Raw genomic sequence first — 15,349 nt, 5'->3', positions numbered from 1 at the left:
GAACTCGGGGTTTTTACAACCCTAAACCTTTACCTGCAACCCCCTCCCGATACCCTTCAGCAACTCATCTTCGGTAGCCCCTGGCAACTCATCTGCCACTTATCTTGGACAGCAGTGGGCGCAGGCGGGAATCCAGGTTGCGTGCGCAGCCACCAACGCACAAAAAAACCCGGTTCAAGAACCGGGTTTTCCATAAACCAAGAGTAATCAGCGCAGCGGCTTCCCATCCACGTCCACCACGCTCACCTCGCCCCATCCGAGCGAACGCACCCCCGCCTCGATCTTGCGCAGGTCGCCAATCACCATCCACACCACCTCGTCCGGCTTGATGAATTTGCCCGACGCCCCGCCCAGCTGCGCCGACGTGAGCGCACGCACGTTCGGTGCGTAGCGGTTCCAGTAATCGTCCGCCAGTCCGTGATTGACGGTCGACAGCCCCGCCGACTCCAGCGCGTCGAGCGTCGCAAAACGCCCCGGCAGGCGCGCGGTCATGTTGCGCATGATGCTTTCATATTCCGTCCCGACCAGCGGACGCTCGCCCGCCACGCCGCGCAGCTCCTTCTGCACTTCCTTCATTGCTTCGATCGTCTTGTCGGTCTGCACCGGCGCGACCACGATGAAGGGGCGCTGGCCACGCACTTCCGACAGGCGCGCGCTGGTGCCGTAGCTCCAGTGCTTGTCCAGGCGCAGGTTGCGGTTCAGGCGCGAGGTGGCGATGCCGCCGAAGTTCTGCATCACCGGCTCCATCGCGAGGTCTTCCGGCTGGCCATAGGCGAGCGAGACGTGGGTGGCGACGATGGTCGATTGCGGCGCGTCCGGTTTGTCCACCAGGATCAGGCGCTTGCCCGCAGTGGCCGGCACGACGGCCATCTTCTTGGCGGGTGCGCCGCCCTGCTGCCAACGGCCGAAGCTCGCTTCCAGCGCCGGCAGCAGCTTGGCCATGGTAGTGTCGCCGGCCACGACGATGGTGGCGCTGCCCGGCTTGAACCACGCGGCATGCCAGGCCGCGAGGTCGTCGCGCGTGATGCCCTGCACGCTGGCCTCGAAACCGGTGGCCGGCTTGCCGTAGGCATGCTCCTGGCCATACAGCATGCCCGGCACCAGGCGCAGGGCCAGGCTGTTCGGGTTGGCCTTTTCCTGACCGATCTGGGCGATCCGGCGGCCCTTCGAGAGCGTGAACTGGTCTTGCGGGAAGGATGGGGCCAGCGCAGCGTCGGCCATCAGGCTGAGGGACGGCGCCAGGTTGGCGCTGGTCCCCTGCAGGCGCACCAGCGACAGGTCCTGCGTGGTGGCCGTCGACAGGCGCGCACCGAGGTTTTCCAGCGCATCGTTCAGGGCAAAAGCGTCGCGCGTTTTGCTGCCCTTGTCCAAAAGGTCCAGCGCCAGCGAGGCGGCACCGGCCTTGGCGGTGGTGTCGGAGGCGGCGCCGGCATCGACTGCCAGCGCGACGTTGACGATCGGCGCCGAATGGCGCTCGAGCAGCACGACCTTCAGGCCGTTCTTCAGTTGCGCGCGCTGCAGCGCCGGGAAAGACACGTCAGGCGCTTCGCCCAGGCCGGGCAGCTGCTTGCGATCCAGCGTCGACTTGGCGGCGGCCAGCTTCGGCATTGGTGCCACCGTCATCGTGTAGTGGTTGGCGCGCAGCCAGCGGTTGCCCGCGGCCTTCACGTCGGCCGGGGTGCTGGTGGCGAACATCTCCAGGCGGTCGAGGTAGGCATCCGGCTTGCCGCCATAGGTCATGCTTTCGGCCAGCACGTCGGACCGCCCGCCAAAGCCGCCTACGCGCTCCAGGCTGCGCGAGAAATCGGCCAGCTCGCGGGTCTTTACGCGCTGGAGCTCCGCAGCGGTCGGGCCCTTGTCGAGCAGCTCGACCAGCACGCGGTCCATCTCGCGCTCGACTTCCAATGGATCGGCGCCCGGCTTGACGGTGGCGACGAGATTAAACGTGCCGCCCAGCTCCGCATCGTTCACGTAGGCCGAGACATTGGTGGCCAGGCCCTTGTCGTAGACCAGGCGGCGGTCCAGGCGCGCGCTCTTGGAGCCGGCCAGCACGGCGGCCAGCAGGTTCAGGCGCTGGGTGTCGGCATCGCGCCAGGTCGAGACGTGCCAGCTGCGGTAAATGCGTACCTGCGGCACGTGGTCTTGCATCTCGTCGCGGATGTGGCGGTCCAGTTGCGGGATCCATTTTTCGGTGCGCGGCAGCGGTGGGCCCGGCGGGATCGCGCCGAAGTATTTGTTCACCAGTTCATAGGCGCGTTCCGGCGTGATATCGCCGGCCAGCGAGATCACCGCGTTGTTCGGGCCGTAATAGGTACGGTACCACTGCTTGATGTCGTCCAGCGAGGCGGCCTGCAGGTCTTCCATGCTGCCGATCGTCGACCAGGAATACGGGTGCGAGTACGGATACATCTTGGCCGAGACTTCGAGGCGCACGCGCCCGTAAGGCTGGTTCTCGCCCTGGCGCTTCTCGTTCTGTACCACGCCGCGCTCGCGCTCGAGCATCGCCTGCGAGATGTAGTTGCCGAGGAAGCCCATGCGGTCCGACTCGAGGAACAGGGTGCGCTCCAGCGCCGATACCGGCACGTCTTCGAAGAAGTTGGTGCGGTCGGTGTTGGTGGTGCCGTTGCGGTTGTTCGCGCCCAGGTCGTCCATCGCCTCGCGGAAGCCGTGCGGGTAATTCTCGGAGCCGTTGAAGAAGAAGTGCTCGAACAGGTGGGCGAAGCCGGTCTTGCCGCGCTTCTCGTTACGCGAACCGACGTGGTACCACATGTTCACGCCGACCACCGGCACGCTTTTGTCGGTATGGACCAGCAGGGTCAGGCCGTTGGGCAGCACGAATTTTTTATGGTCGATGCTGTAGGCTTTGCGGTCGAAGGTGCCTGGTTTGGTGGTGGGTGCCGCGGCTTGCGAAGGCAGGGCGGCGAAGGCTGCGAGGCCGAGCAGCACGGGAAGGGCGAGTTTTTTCATGGCGTCTCGTGGAGCGGGTTGTTGTAAGTATGTCCCGGCCGATCACGCGCTGGTTGAACGCGCGGTCGGCATAGCCGACCACCCTACATGAAACCCGTTGGCCGCGCCAGTAGGGTGGGCGGGTCCTCCCGCCCGCGCGTTCAAATCCCGCCTGAACCGCCGGCTCGTATTACGTGAACCCCTGCGCCTGCGCCAACAACTGCGGCTCCATGCGGACCGCAACCTTCTTCAAATAACCCGCTGCCGCCCCCACGCCCGCCCCACCCGCGCGCTGCAGCCAGCCATACGCTTCGACCAAATCGCGCTGCACGCCCTGCCCCGCTGAATACATCACGCCGAGGTTGAACTGGGCGCGTGCGTGGCCCTGGCGGGCGGCGCACAGGTACCAGAAATGGGCGGCTTCGTAATCGCGCTCGATGCCCTTGCCGCAGTCGTGGCGCAGCCCCAGTTCGAACTGCGCCAGCGCGTGGCCCTGGTCGGCGGCCTTGTGGAACCAGTCGGTCGCCTCAAGCGGGTTGCCGTGGTCGGCGCGGTCGAGCAGTGCGCCGACCATGTACTGGGCCGGGGCGTAATCCTGGTGCGCGGCGCGGCGGTACCATTCCAGCGCCTGCGCCTCGTCGCGCACCACGCCGATTCCGCCTTCATAGCGCAGGCCGAGGTCGAACTGTGCGCGCAGGTGGCCCTGCCCGGCGGCCTTGCGGTACCAGGACACTGCCTGTTCGGGATCGTTCGGAACGCCGGTACCGGCATCGAACAGCTGGGCGAGGTGGTACTGGGCCGAAGGCATGCCCTGCTCGGCCGCCTGGCGGTACCAGTGCGCGGCTTGCACCGGATCGCAGTCGACGCCCTGCCCGTGCTCGTAGCGCACGCCCAGATTGTCCTGGGCGCCGGCATGGCCCTGTTCGGCCGCGCGGCGGTACCAACTCAGTGCCAGCGTTTCGTTGCGCGGGACGCCGTGGCCGCTGTCGTACATCAAGGCCAGGTTGAACTGCGAGCTGGCGTGACCCTGCTCGGCGGCGCGGCCATACCAGAGGATGGCGCGGCTGCTGTCCTGGTCGACGTCCTGGCCCTTGTCGTAGCGCAGGCCAAGGTTGAACTGGGCCGGGGCATAACCCTGTTCGGCGGCCTTGCGGAACCATTCCACCGCCGCATCGCCGCTGCTGCGTAGCGCGAGGCTGAACTGCGAGCGCGCATAGCCCTGCTCGGCCGCGCGGCGGTACCATATGGCAGCGGAGTCGAAGTCCTGCGGCACGCCCTTGCCGGTCTCGTACATCATGCCGAGGTTGTGCTGGGCGCCCGGCTCGCCCTGGTCGGCGGCCTGGCTGAACCACTGCAAGGCTTGCTGCACGTCGTTGGGCACGCCCTGGCCCTTGGCATACAGCCAGCCCAGGTTGTACTGGGCCGGCGCATAGCCCTGCTCGGCGGCGCGGCGGTACCAGTAGGCGGCCTGGCCATAATCCTGGGCCACGCCCCGGCCCTTCTGGAACATCACGCCGAGGTTGTACTGCGCCAGTTCCAGGCCGGCGCTGGCCGCCATGCGGTACCACGCCACGGCCAGTTCGAAGTTCTGCGGCACGCCCTGGCCGCTGGCATACATGAAGCCCAGGCTGTGCTGGGCGGTCGGCTGCCCTCGCTCGGCCAGGCCTTTCACGCGCAGGAATTCAGCCGTGTGGCGGCCTTCCTGCTCGCTGCGCTGTGCCGGGATATCGAGCATGGCGGTGGCTTAAGCCTGGACTGCGCGCAGGCCGAACAGCGTCGGCTGGGTGCGCAGCGCTTTCATGAATTCGCCCAGCGGGATCGGGCGGTAGTACAGATAGCCCTGCATCGTCATGCAGCCGTTGGCACGCAGGTAGCGCGCCTGTTCTTCGGTCTCGACGCCTTCCGCGATCAGGTTCAGGCCCAGGCCGCGCGCGATCGAGATGATCGCCAGGATGACCGGGTAGTGGCCGCCCTCTTCGTGGATCTCCTTCACGAAGGACTGGTCGATCTTGACGGTGTGGATCGGGAAGCGGTGCAGGTAGGATAGCGACGAGTAGCCGGTGCCGAAATCGTCGATCGCCACCGAGACGCCGAGCTGGCACAGTTTATGAAGCTGCTCGATCGCATACTGCGGGTTGCGGATGCAGATGTTCTCCGTGATCTCGACTTCGATCTGGGACGGTGCAATCGCATAGCGCACCAGGGCGTTGCGCATCTTCTCGAAGAAGTCGCCGCGGTCGAGGTATTGCGGCGACAAATTCAGCGACAGGCGCACGTGATCGTTGCCGGCCGAATTCCACTGCAGCATGTCGCGGCACAGCGCGCCGATCATCCAGTCCGAGATCGGCAGCATCAGGCCGTTCTCTTCGGCGAAGGGCAGGAATTCGCCGGCCGACAGCACGCCGCGCGTCGGGTGGTTCCAGCGCATCAGCGCTTCGGCGCCGACGATGCGGCCGGTCAGCGCGTCGATCTGCGGCTGGTAATACATCTCCAGCTCGTCCTGCTCGAGCGCGCGCCGCAGCGCCTGCTCGAGGGCGATCTTCTGGTGCGACACGTCCAGCATCGACGTATGGTAAAAACTGTGGCCGTTCTTGCCCAAGGCCTTGACCTGGTACATCGCGATGTCCGCGTGGCGCAGCAGCTCGTCGATCGATTCGCCGTCGGTCGGGTAGATGGCGATGCCGATCGATGCCGAGATGTGCACTTCGTGGCCATCCAGGTCGAAGGGGAGCTGCAGCGTCTCCAGGAATTTATCGGCCACCATGCGAGCGTCGTCGCGGTCGCGTAATTCCGGCAGTACGATGGTGAATTCATCGCCGCCCTGGCGCGCCAGCGTATCGCCCTTGCGCAGGCAGTCCTTCAGGCGGGTGGCAGCCTGCTGCAGCAGCTCGTCGCCCTTGACGTGGCCGAGCGTGTCGTTCACCAGCTTGAAGCGGTCCAGGTCGATGAACATCACCGCGAGCTCGGTCTGCTTGCGCTTGGCCTGGATCACGGCCAGCCCGAGGCGGTCCTTGAACAGGATACGGTTCGGCAGGTCGGTCAGGATGTCGTGGTAGGCCTGGTACGAGATCACTTCTTCGGCGCGCTTGCGGTCGGTGATGTCGCGCGCCACGCCATAGGTGCCGAAGAACTCGAGCTTCTTCACTTCCTGGTCGGGCACGTGCATGCCGATCGCATTAAGCGAAATCGTCATCAGGGTGGTGTTGAAGGTGCGATCGTTGCTGTTGCCGCCGCGGCATTTCAGGCGCAGCTCGACGTTGCGCGAGGCGCGTTCGTCGACGCGGCGCTCGTTGAACACGTAGCGGGCGCGCTCCAGGTCTTCTTCGTGCACCAGCACCGAATAATGCTTGCCGAGCAGCTCGTCGCGCGAATAGCCGAGCAGCTGGTAGGCGCGATCGTTCACGAACGTGAAGCGGCCTTCGTGGTTCAGCGTGTAGATGATGTCCGGCGAGCTGTCCACCAGGTAGCGGTACATCTTCTCGGAGTTTTCCAGCTGGTTGGCCATGCGCTCGTTCTCGAGCGCCAGGCGGCGGCCCTTGAGCGCATTGGCGACGGTGGCCAGCAGTTCTTCGCGCGCATAGGGCTTGCGCAGGTAGTCGTAGGCGCCGCGCTTGAGCGCGCCAATGGCCGCGTCGATGCCGACTTCGCCACTCATCACGATGACGTCGGCGTCGATGCCCTTCTGGTTGATGAAGTCCATGATCTCGTGGCCGCCGATATCCGGCAGGCGCAAATCGAGCAGGACCAGGTCGAAGCGCAGGCGCGACAAATGGGCCAGCGCCTCGGTGCCCGAGGACGCGGTGGTCAGCTGGAAGCCGCGGTTCTGGAGCAGCTCGTACAACGACGAGAGCAGGCGCGGCTCATCGTCGACCAGCAAAAGGCGTGGCTGGCTGTCGGTCTCCAGGGTAGCGGAAAACGGAGCGGGTTCGCCGGCGAACATGGCGTTGTGCGCGTTCATCATGACCTTATGCGGAGCCGAGGGCGCGGGCCGGCAGCGCAACGGCGGTGCCAGCGCCGGACCATGCCGGCAGGAGGATTTCAAAGGCGGTGCCGGTGCGGCCGCTGCGGCAGGCGATGTGGCCGCCCAGCTTCTTCACCAGGCTGTGCACGATCGACAGGCCCAGGCCGTGGTGGGCGCCGTCCTTGGTGCTTTTCACCGGCGAGAACAGGTGGGCCAGCACTTCGCGCGACAGGCCGGGGCCATTGTCGCTGACGACCAGTTCGAGATAGAGCTGGCGCTCGCGGTTCACGTGCCCCCGGTTGAGGATCTCGATGCGTCCGCCGGTCGTGCCGAGCGCCTCGATGGCGTTCTTCACCAGGTTGACCAGGATCTGCTTGAGCACATCCGCATCGCCCTCGATGCGGCTGGCCTCATCGTGCATGGTGACGTCGATCTCGACCGAGCTTGGGACGAAACCGGTGCTGCGGAACAGGCGCTGCACTTCGTCCACCACCTTGGCGACGTCGGTCGGGCGCGGACCTGCCTCGCTCGGCTTGAGGTCGGCCAGGCTCTGGACCAATTGGCCGACGCGGTCGATCTCTTCGTTCAGGATCGACATCTCGCCGCCCACCGGTTCCTGGCGCGCCAGCTTGCTATCCAACACACTCAGGTAGTTCTTGATGATCGCCAGCGGGTTGTTCACTTCGTGCACCACGCGGCGCGAGGCTTCGCGGTATTCGTCGGCGACATGGGCCAGCTGACGGCGCGCGTGGCCGCGTTCGGACAGCATGGTTTCCAGGGCGGTCGCGGCCTGCACGCCGAAGGATTGCATGAAGCGCTCGCGGCGCTGGCAATGCGGCAGCTGCCAGGCGGAGACGCCGCCGATCAGCACACCGAGGCAGCGCGCGCCGGCCACCAGGGGCACGCAGACCAGGCTGTCGGTGCCGAGCATGCGCAGCAGCTGCTCTTCGGCCAGGCCGAGCTCCTCGCCTTCGCGCTGCACGAAGGCCGGACGGCGCTCCAGCGCGCTCTTGGCGATCGCGCCGCCCTTTGCCAGCGGCACGGCGAATTCGGCGATGCGCTGGCTGCCCTGGGTCGGCGCGCCCACCAGGGCGTGGCCGGTCGGGTTCTCGAGCAGCACCACGGCATTGCCGAAGTCGAACAGGATGCGCGCCGAGCGCGTCATCGCTTCCAGCAGGCCGCTTTCGCCCTGCTGGCGCGCGAAGCTCTGGCCGACTTCCGACACCAGGACCAGGTTGCGCACTTCTTCGGACAGGCGCTGCTGCACCGGGTCAAGCGCGGGCGCGGCATAGGCCGGCGGTGCCGGGATGTCGTCGGCGCCCGTCAGGTCGATGCCGAGGTGAGCGGCGGCCTTGTCGATCTGGCGCGCGGCGCCGGCCAGGAGCTGGCCGACCTGCTGGGCGTCGACACCGCACAGGCGGGCGGCATCGCGTACTGCCGCTTCGTCGTCCGAATGGCTCGACAGCACGTGCGCCAGGCGCACGATGCGGATCAAGGGATGCGCTGATTCCAGGCGGTCGCTTGGCTCGTGGTGGTAGAGCACCGCGTCGGCCAGGAAGGAGTCGAGCTGCCAGCGCTCGATCAGCCAGGCGCCGGCTTCGGCATGGGTGATCTGAAGCGTGCGCTGCTCGACGGCGCACAGGTCTTCGTCATCGCGCGCATTGAAGTTGTACGCGTATTCCTTCGGCGCGGTGGCCAGCAGGGCCAGGCGGCCCACGTTGTGCAGCAGGCCGGCCAGGTAGGCTTCTTCGGCGTGCGGGTACTCGACGATGCGCGCGATGTCGCGCGCGATCACCGCGCCGCTGAGCGAATTCTTCCAGAATGCGCGCAGGTCGGTGCTGCCGGAATGCGGGAAGTTGTTAAAGGTCTGGAATACCGAGTCGCTGATGACCAGGGTCTTGATCATGTCGGTGCCGAGGGCGACCAGCGACTGCTCGAGGTTGACGTTGCGGTGCTGGCGCTGGTAGGCCGAGCTGTTGGCCACTGCCAGCAGCTTGCCGGTCATGCCGGCATCCCTTGAAATCAGGGCCGCCAGTTCCGGCATGCCGAGATCGTCGGCCTGCAGGTGTTCGATGAGACGCACGAGGATCTGCGGCATGGCCGGCAGACGGGCAATCAACAGTCGATTGCGGATATCCTGATCCGATTGTTGCATGGTCTCAAACGTGGCCGCTTGTCGAGGGTTGTCCGGGGCGCCCCGGACGGGAAGCCACTTGGTCTTGCTTTTTCATCTAGCAAACAGAAGAATGTTTCGTCGTTTATTCCAGGCACGAAAAACCTGTCTTAGCATATAGACATTTCTGATCAGGAACAATACTTTCTGTAAAAAGTGTTGCCGGGATGCCGCTCTCCTAGTAGGTCAGCAATACACTGTGCCACGAAAGGTGAAATAGTATTTCATACATGCATGTATATATGAAATTTTATTTCATATGCGTAAAACCCCCGCCTCCTCCCGGAAGCGGGGTCGTTGTCATGCAAATTTGTGTGGAACTACGGAACCTGGCGGCCGTTGCGCGCCAGGTTGCGCCGGTAGCGCCGCGCCGTTACCCAGAAGGCCAGCGCCACCAGGGCGAAGCCGGCCTGGCCGAGCGCCAGCGAAAACACCGAATGCGACAGCGCCGGCGCAACAAGGCCGGCCACGACGGCGCCCATCAACGTCGTGACAAACGACTGGCAGGAGGCCACGGTGCCGCGGATATGCGGGAACAGGTCGAGCGCCAGCAGCGTGGCGCCCGGCGCGATGACCGAGCTGCCGAAAGTGAAGAAGAACATGTGGACCACGCTCCAGGGCAGCGCCGGCGGCAGGAAGGCGTGGTAGCTCACGTTGAAGGCGATCGCGCCCAGCATGAAGAAGAAGCCGACGCGGATCTGGCGTGCGAAGGTAAGCTTTCCCGCCATGCGGTTGGCCGCCAGCGCACCTAGAAAGATCCCGCTCACGGTCGGTACGAACAGCCAGGCGAACTGCGACGGTCCCAGCCCCAGGTGCTCGGGCAGCATGACCGGCGCGGCCGCGATGTACAGGAACAGGCCGGAGAAATTCATCGCCACCACGCCCGCCTTCATGTGGAACAAGAACGAGCCGAAGATCGAGCTGTAGCTTTGCGCCAGGAAGCGCGGGTTGAAGGGCTGGCGCTTCTCGAGCGGCACCGTTTCGGGCAGGTGGCGCCAGCTGAACCAGCCCAGGATCACGGTGTACACGCACAGCGCCAGGAAAATCGCACGCCAGTCGAAGAAGGAGACGATCCAGCCGCCAAGCACCGGCGCGATGGCCGGCGCGATCGAGAAGATCATCGTGACCATCGACAGCAGGCGCGCCGCCGCGGCATCGGAATACAAGTCGCGGATGATGGCGCGGCCCACCACCACGCCCGCCCCTGCCGACACGCCCTGCATGATGCGGAACACCCACAGGTAATGCACCGAGGACGCCGAGGCGCAGCCGAAGGTGCCGATCGCGAACACGACCAGCGCCAGCAGGATCACGTTGCGGCGCCCGAAGGCATCCGACAGCGCACCATGCCAGAGCACCATGCCGGCAAAGGCCAGCATGTAGGCGGTGAGGGTTTGCTGGACCTCGATGGCGGACGCGCCCAGGTTGGCGCGGATCTGCGGGAAGGCAGGCAAATAGGCGTCGATCGAAAACGGCCCGAGCATCGACAACGCGGCCAGCAGCGTGGCCAGGCCGCCGGCCGAGAGCATGGCGACCTTGTGCGGTGGGGGCAAGGGAACCGGGATGACCGGGTCCTTCGGCAAGTCGTCGGGTTCGTTCGGCGGCAGCATGGGGTGGTCGTTATTCCGGCTTCGGTTTGGCTTCTTCGCGGCGGTTGAAGCCGGCCACCATGTCGAAGCGGAACAGGCGGCATTCCAGCGCGCCGTTGAAGAACGGGGTCTTGCGCGCTTCCTTCAGGCGCAGCAGCTTTGGCAGCGAGAGGTCGGCGGTGAACAGGAAGACGGTCCAGCCGGCGAAGCGCTGCTTGAGCGTGGTGCCCAGGGCCGAGTAGAAGGACACCGCCATCTCGTCCGGCGCCATCGAGGCGTCGCCGCGCACGCCGATCCGCTCGCCGTACGGCGGGTTGGTCAGCAGGATGCCCGGTTGCGCGGTCGGTGGCGACACGTGCTGCGCCTCGATCTGCTTGAGCGGCACCTCGAACATCACGCCGGCGATTCTAAGGTTGTGGCGCGCCATCTCGACCATGTCGCCTGAAATGTCGGAGCCGAAGATGGTCGGCTCGCTCGGCAGCGGGTTCGGCTTGATCTCGGCCTTCATGGCGGCCCAGGCTGCGCGATCGAAGTCGGCGAACTGCTCGAAGGCGAAACGGCGGCGCGCGCCCGGCGGAATGCCCTGCACCATCTGGGCGGCTTCGACCAGGATGGTGCCGGAACCGCACATCGGGTCGAACAGCGGCACGCCCGGCTTCCAGCCGGCCACGCGCAGCATGCCGGCGGCCAGGTTCTCGCGCAGCGGCGCGTCACCGGTCTCTTCGCGCCAGCCGCGCTTGAACAGCGCTTCGCCCGAGGTGTCGAGGTAGATGATGAAATTGCGCTGGTCGAGGAAGCCGACGATGCGCATGTCCGGCTCGCGGGTGTTGACCGACGGGCGCTTGTTGAACTGGTCGCGGAAGCGATCGCAGATCGCGTCCTTGATCTTGAGCGTAGTGAATTCGAGGCTGCGCAGTGGCGACTTGACGGCGGTGACGTCGACCCGGATGGTGTGGTCGACGCCGAACCAGTCTTCCCAGGGCTGCTCGAGCACCAGGTCGTAGATATCGTTTTCGGTGGTGTAGCTGCGCTGGCCCATGCGCATCAGCACGCGCGAAGCAATGCGCGAGTGCAGGTTGACGCGGTAGGCATCCTGCATCGTGCCCGAGCAGTGCACGCCGCCCGGCACCTGGTTGTGCACCTTCAGGGTGGTGCTTTGCTGGGCAATCTCACCCAGTTCTTCGGCCAGCGCCGCTTCCATGCCACGCGGGCATGGGCAAAAATATGAGGCCATGAGGGGTACCCTTTGTCCGTTGAAAAAAATGTTGAGTTAGGCGTCGTTGGCTTTCACCAATAACCCTGAAACGGTCATTCCCGCCTGCGCGGGAATGACGGCTTTTAATGCGGTGGTACTAAAAAATGCAGCAGTGCTGATTAGAACGGCTTCACCACTACCAAAATCACGATCGCCAGCAACAACAAGACCGGCACTTCATTGAAATACCTGAACCACTTGTGGCTGCGCTTGTTCTGCCCCGCTTCGAACTTGCGTAACAGCGAGCCGCAGGCATGATGGTAGCCGATCGTCACGAGGACCAGCGCCAGTTTCGCGTGCAGCCAGCCGCCGTTGAAGCCGTAGCCCAGCCATAGCCAGAGGCCCAGCAGCACCGCCGGCACCGACAGCATGGTGGTGAAGCGGTACAGCCGCCGCGCCATGCCCAGCAGGCGCTCGCTGGCTGCCGGCCGGGTTTCCTGCGCCAGGTTGACGAAGATGCGCGGCAGGTAGAACAGTCCCGAAAACCACGAGATGACGAAGAGAATATGGAAAGCTTTAATCCAGAGCATGCATGTTCCTGTTTAGCTGCGCACTTCGCCGTGACCGAACACGATGTACTTGAGGGAGGTAAGCCCTTCCAGCCCGACTGGTCCACGCGCATGCAGCTTGTCGTTCGAGATGCCGATTTCGGCGCCCAGGCCGTATTCGAAGCCGTCGGCAAAGCGCGTCGAGGCGTTCACCATCACCGAAGCCGAATCAACTTCGCGCAGGAAGCGCAGCGCGGCGCTGTAGTCTTCGGTGATGATGGCCTCGGTATGCCTGGACGACCAGGTGTTGATGTGGTCGATCGCACTATCCAGCCCTTCCACGATGCGAATCGCCAGGATCGGCGCCAGGTACTCCGTGCTCCAGTCCTGCTCCGTCGCATGCGCGAGGTAAGGGTAGCCGGCCAGGATCGCATGGGCTTCCGCGTCCGCGCGCAGCTCGACCTGTTTGGCCTGGTACAGCGCCGCCAGTTGCGGCAGCACGGTCGGGGCAATCGTGCGCGCCACCAGCAGCGTCTCCATCGTGTTGCAGGTGCCGTAGCGGTGGCATTTGGCGTTGAAGGCCACCGGCAGCGCCTTGGCGATGTCGGCCTTGTCGTCAATGTAGACGTGGCAGATGCCGTCGAGGTGCTTGATCATCGGGACCGTGGCTTCATCCATCAGGCGCGCGATCAGCCCTTTGCCGCCGCGCGGGACGATCACGTCCACATACTGCGGCATCGTGATCAGGGCGCCGACGGCGGCGCGGTCGGTGGTATCCACCACCTGCACCGCGTCCAGCGGCAGGCCGGCGCCTTGCAGGCCCTGCGATACCAGCCTGGCCAGGGCACGGTTGCAATGGATGGCTTCCGAGCCGCCGCGCAGGATGGCCGCGTTGCCGCTCTTGATGCACAGGCCCGCCGCGTCCACCGTCACGTTCGGGCGCGCTTCGTAGATGATGCCGATGACGCCCAGCGGCACGCGCATCTGGCCGACCTGGATGCCGCTCGGGCGCGACTTCATGTTGGTGATTTCGCCGACCGGATCGGGCAAGGTCACGATCTGGCGCAGGCCGGCGACCATGGTCTCGATCGCAGCGTCCGACAATGCCAGGCGCTCGAGCAGCGCCGGCTCCAGGCCGACCGCACGGGCAGAATCCATGTCTTGAGCGTTGGCCGCGCGCAGCAGGTCCGCGTCACGTTCGATGGCGTCGGCGATCAGGAGCAGTGCGCGGTTGCGGGTGGCGCCGTCGGCCCTGGCCATGGCACGCGATGCGGCGCGGGCCTTGCGGCCCAGGGAGTGCATGTGTTCGGTGATGTCCATCATTTAGCCCGTTTGTCGGTTTTCGTAGGTGGGCGGATTGTCCGCCCGCGCGTTAAACAAGCGTCAGAACAGCCGCGATGCCGGTTACCGCGCCACCCTCAAGGCCAGCTGCAGCATCGCATCCCACGCATCCCCCGCAAACGCCTTGGCCCGCAGCCCCTTGACCATGCGGTCCACCTGCGCCGCTTCCTGCAGCGCCGCTTCCAGCGTGGCGATCGACACGCGGCGCACGGCCGGCTCCATCATGCGTTCGCGCGGGCCCCAGATGCGGTGTTCCTTGAGCAGCGCGCCCAGCGGGCGTCCCTGCTGCATCCCGGATTTCAATTTTAGCAGCGTGCGGATTTCTTCACTGACGGCCCATAAAACCAGCGGCAGCGCCTCGCCCTCGCCTTTCAGGCCGTCGAGCATGCGCGCCAGGCGCGCCGGGTCGCCCAGCAGCATTGCCTCCGAGAGCTTGAACACGTCGTAGCGCGCCACGTTCAGCACCGCATCCATCACCTGCTCGAAACTGAGCTTGCCCGGCTCGTGCAGCAGGCCGAGCTTCTGGATTTCCTGGTGCGCCGCCAGCAGGTTGCCCTCGACGCGGTCGGCGATGAAGTCGAGGCTCTGGCGGTCTGCGCTCTGGCCCTGGGCGCTCAGACGCACGCCGATCCAGTTGGGCAATGCGGGGCGTTCGATGGTGGGGATCTCGATATAGACCGCGGCCTGCTGCAGCGCCGTCACCCATGCCGCCTTGGCGGTCTGCCAGTCCAGCTTGGGCAGGGTGATCAGGGTCAGGTTGTCGGGACTGAGGTCTTTCGCATAGCTTTGCAGCGCCGCACCGCCGTCCTTGCCGGGCTTGCCGGTCGGGATGCGCAGTTCGATCAGCTTCTTGTCACCGAACAGCGACATCGCCTGGTTCGCAGCCAGCAGCTCGCCCCATTTGAAGGTGCGCTCCACCGTCAACACGTCGCGTTCGGTGTAGCCCTGGGTGCGCGCCGTGCGGCGGATACGGTCGGCCGCTTCCAGTGCCAGCAAATGCTCGTCGCTGGTGATCACGTACAAGGGCGCCAGGCCCTTGGCCAGGTGGCCCTCGAGGGCCTCAGGCCGCAGCTGCATGAGTCACCATCACACCGGCTTGATCGCTGCCAGGCGGCGCAGGATCTGCTGCACCAGGTCGGCCTGCATGTCGCGGTAGAGCAGCGCTTCTTCCGATTCCTTGGCCAGCACCTGCGATTCGTCGAAGGCGATGTTGCGGCGCAGGGTGATCTCGGTCGGGGCCAGCAGCACCTTGTTATTGGCGTCGCGCACGCGGAACACCAGCGTGTAGTTCAGCGAGTATTCGCGCACCCGGCCCAGGCTGTTCAGCGACAGGATAGCCTTGCCGCGCGATTCGCCCAGCACGTCGAACAGCGCTTCGGCCTTCGAGGCGTCGCTCTCGATGCGCACGGAGTCGCCCGCGCGCAGGTTGCGCTTGAGTTCCGTGCCCAGCGGCGAGGTTTCGGCAAAGGCCAGGTAGATGCTCTGGAACGGCATGTTGTACTGGCCGTTCGAGCCGCGCAGCTGGAAGCCGCAACCCGCGAGGATCGCAGCGGCCAGCAGCGCAAGGAGAGTCCGCACCACAATCGTCTTCATCGC

The 15,349-nt window shown here is 65.4% G+C and carries 10 protein-coding genes; all 10 read right to left on the bottom strand.

Annotation, left to right across the window (positions count from 1 at the left end):
• Positions 1–207: 207 nt before the first annotated feature.
• Positions 208–2,967, bottom strand: a complete 2,760-nt coding sequence (locus tag AC56K1_RS19315) for a M16 family metallopeptidase (RefSeq protein WP_497159414.1) — start codon at positions 2,965–2,967, stop codon at positions 208–210.
• 169 nt (positions 2,968–3,136) lie between these two features.
• Positions 3,137–4,681, bottom strand: coding sequence for a tetratricopeptide repeat protein (locus AC56K1_RS19310; RefSeq protein WP_497159413.1), 1,545 nt, complete (start codon positions 4,679–4,681; stop codon positions 3,137–3,139).
• 9 nt (positions 4,682–4,690) lie between these two features.
• Entirely contained in the window at positions 4,691–6,904 is a 2,214-nt protein-coding gene (locus AC56K1_RS19305; RefSeq protein ID WP_497159417.1) for an EAL domain-containing response regulator, read from the bottom strand.
• Positions 6,905–6,911: 7 nt separating this feature from the next.
• Positions 6,912–9,062, bottom strand: coding sequence for an HDOD domain-containing protein (locus AC56K1_RS19300; RefSeq protein ID WP_497159412.1), 2,151 nt, complete (start codon positions 9,060–9,062; stop codon positions 6,912–6,914).
• A 338-nt stretch (positions 9,063–9,400) separates the two neighbouring features.
• The gene (locus AC56K1_RS19295; protein WP_497159411.1) at positions 9,401–10,690 is read right to left on the bottom strand and encodes a multidrug effflux MFS transporter; all 1,290 of its coding nucleotides are present in this window, start codon (positions 10,688–10,690) and stop codon (positions 9,401–9,403) included.
• Between the two features lie 10 nt (positions 10,691–10,700).
• Complete coding sequence (locus tag AC56K1_RS19290) at positions 10,701–11,903, bottom strand: THUMP domain-containing class I SAM-dependent RNA methyltransferase (protein WP_497159410.1); 1,203 nt, start codon at positions 11,901–11,903, stop codon at positions 10,701–10,703.
• 140 nt (positions 11,904–12,043) lie between these two features.
• Positions 12,044–12,454: a CopD family protein gene (locus AC56K1_RS19285; RefSeq protein WP_497159409.1), complete on the bottom strand. Its 411-nt coding sequence runs from the start codon at positions 12,452–12,454 to the stop codon at positions 12,044–12,046.
• 12 nt (positions 12,455–12,466) lie between these two features.
• Entirely contained in the window at positions 12,467–13,732 is a 1,266-nt protein-coding gene (locus AC56K1_RS19280) for a glutamate-5-semialdehyde dehydrogenase (RefSeq protein WP_497159416.1), read from the bottom strand.
• A gap of 84 nt (positions 13,733–13,816) precedes the next feature.
• Positions 13,817–14,830: a DNA polymerase III subunit delta gene (gene holA, locus AC56K1_RS19275; RefSeq protein WP_497159408.1), complete on the bottom strand. Its 1,014-nt coding sequence runs from the start codon at positions 14,828–14,830 to the stop codon at positions 13,817–13,819.
• Between the two features lie 9 nt (positions 14,831–14,839).
• Positions 14,840–15,346 carry an LPS-assembly lipoprotein LptE gene (locus tag AC56K1_RS19270; protein WP_497159407.1) on the bottom strand — a complete coding sequence of 169 codons (507 nt, stop codon included), beginning with the start codon at positions 15,344–15,346 and terminating at the stop codon, positions 14,840–14,842.
• Between the last annotated feature and the right edge of the window lie 3 nt (positions 15,347–15,349).

Source organism: Telluria sp. ZB4P37 (assembly GCF_059685855.1).
Note: the sequence above shows the minus strand (reverse complement) of the source record. Positions and strands in the feature narration are given on the sequence as shown.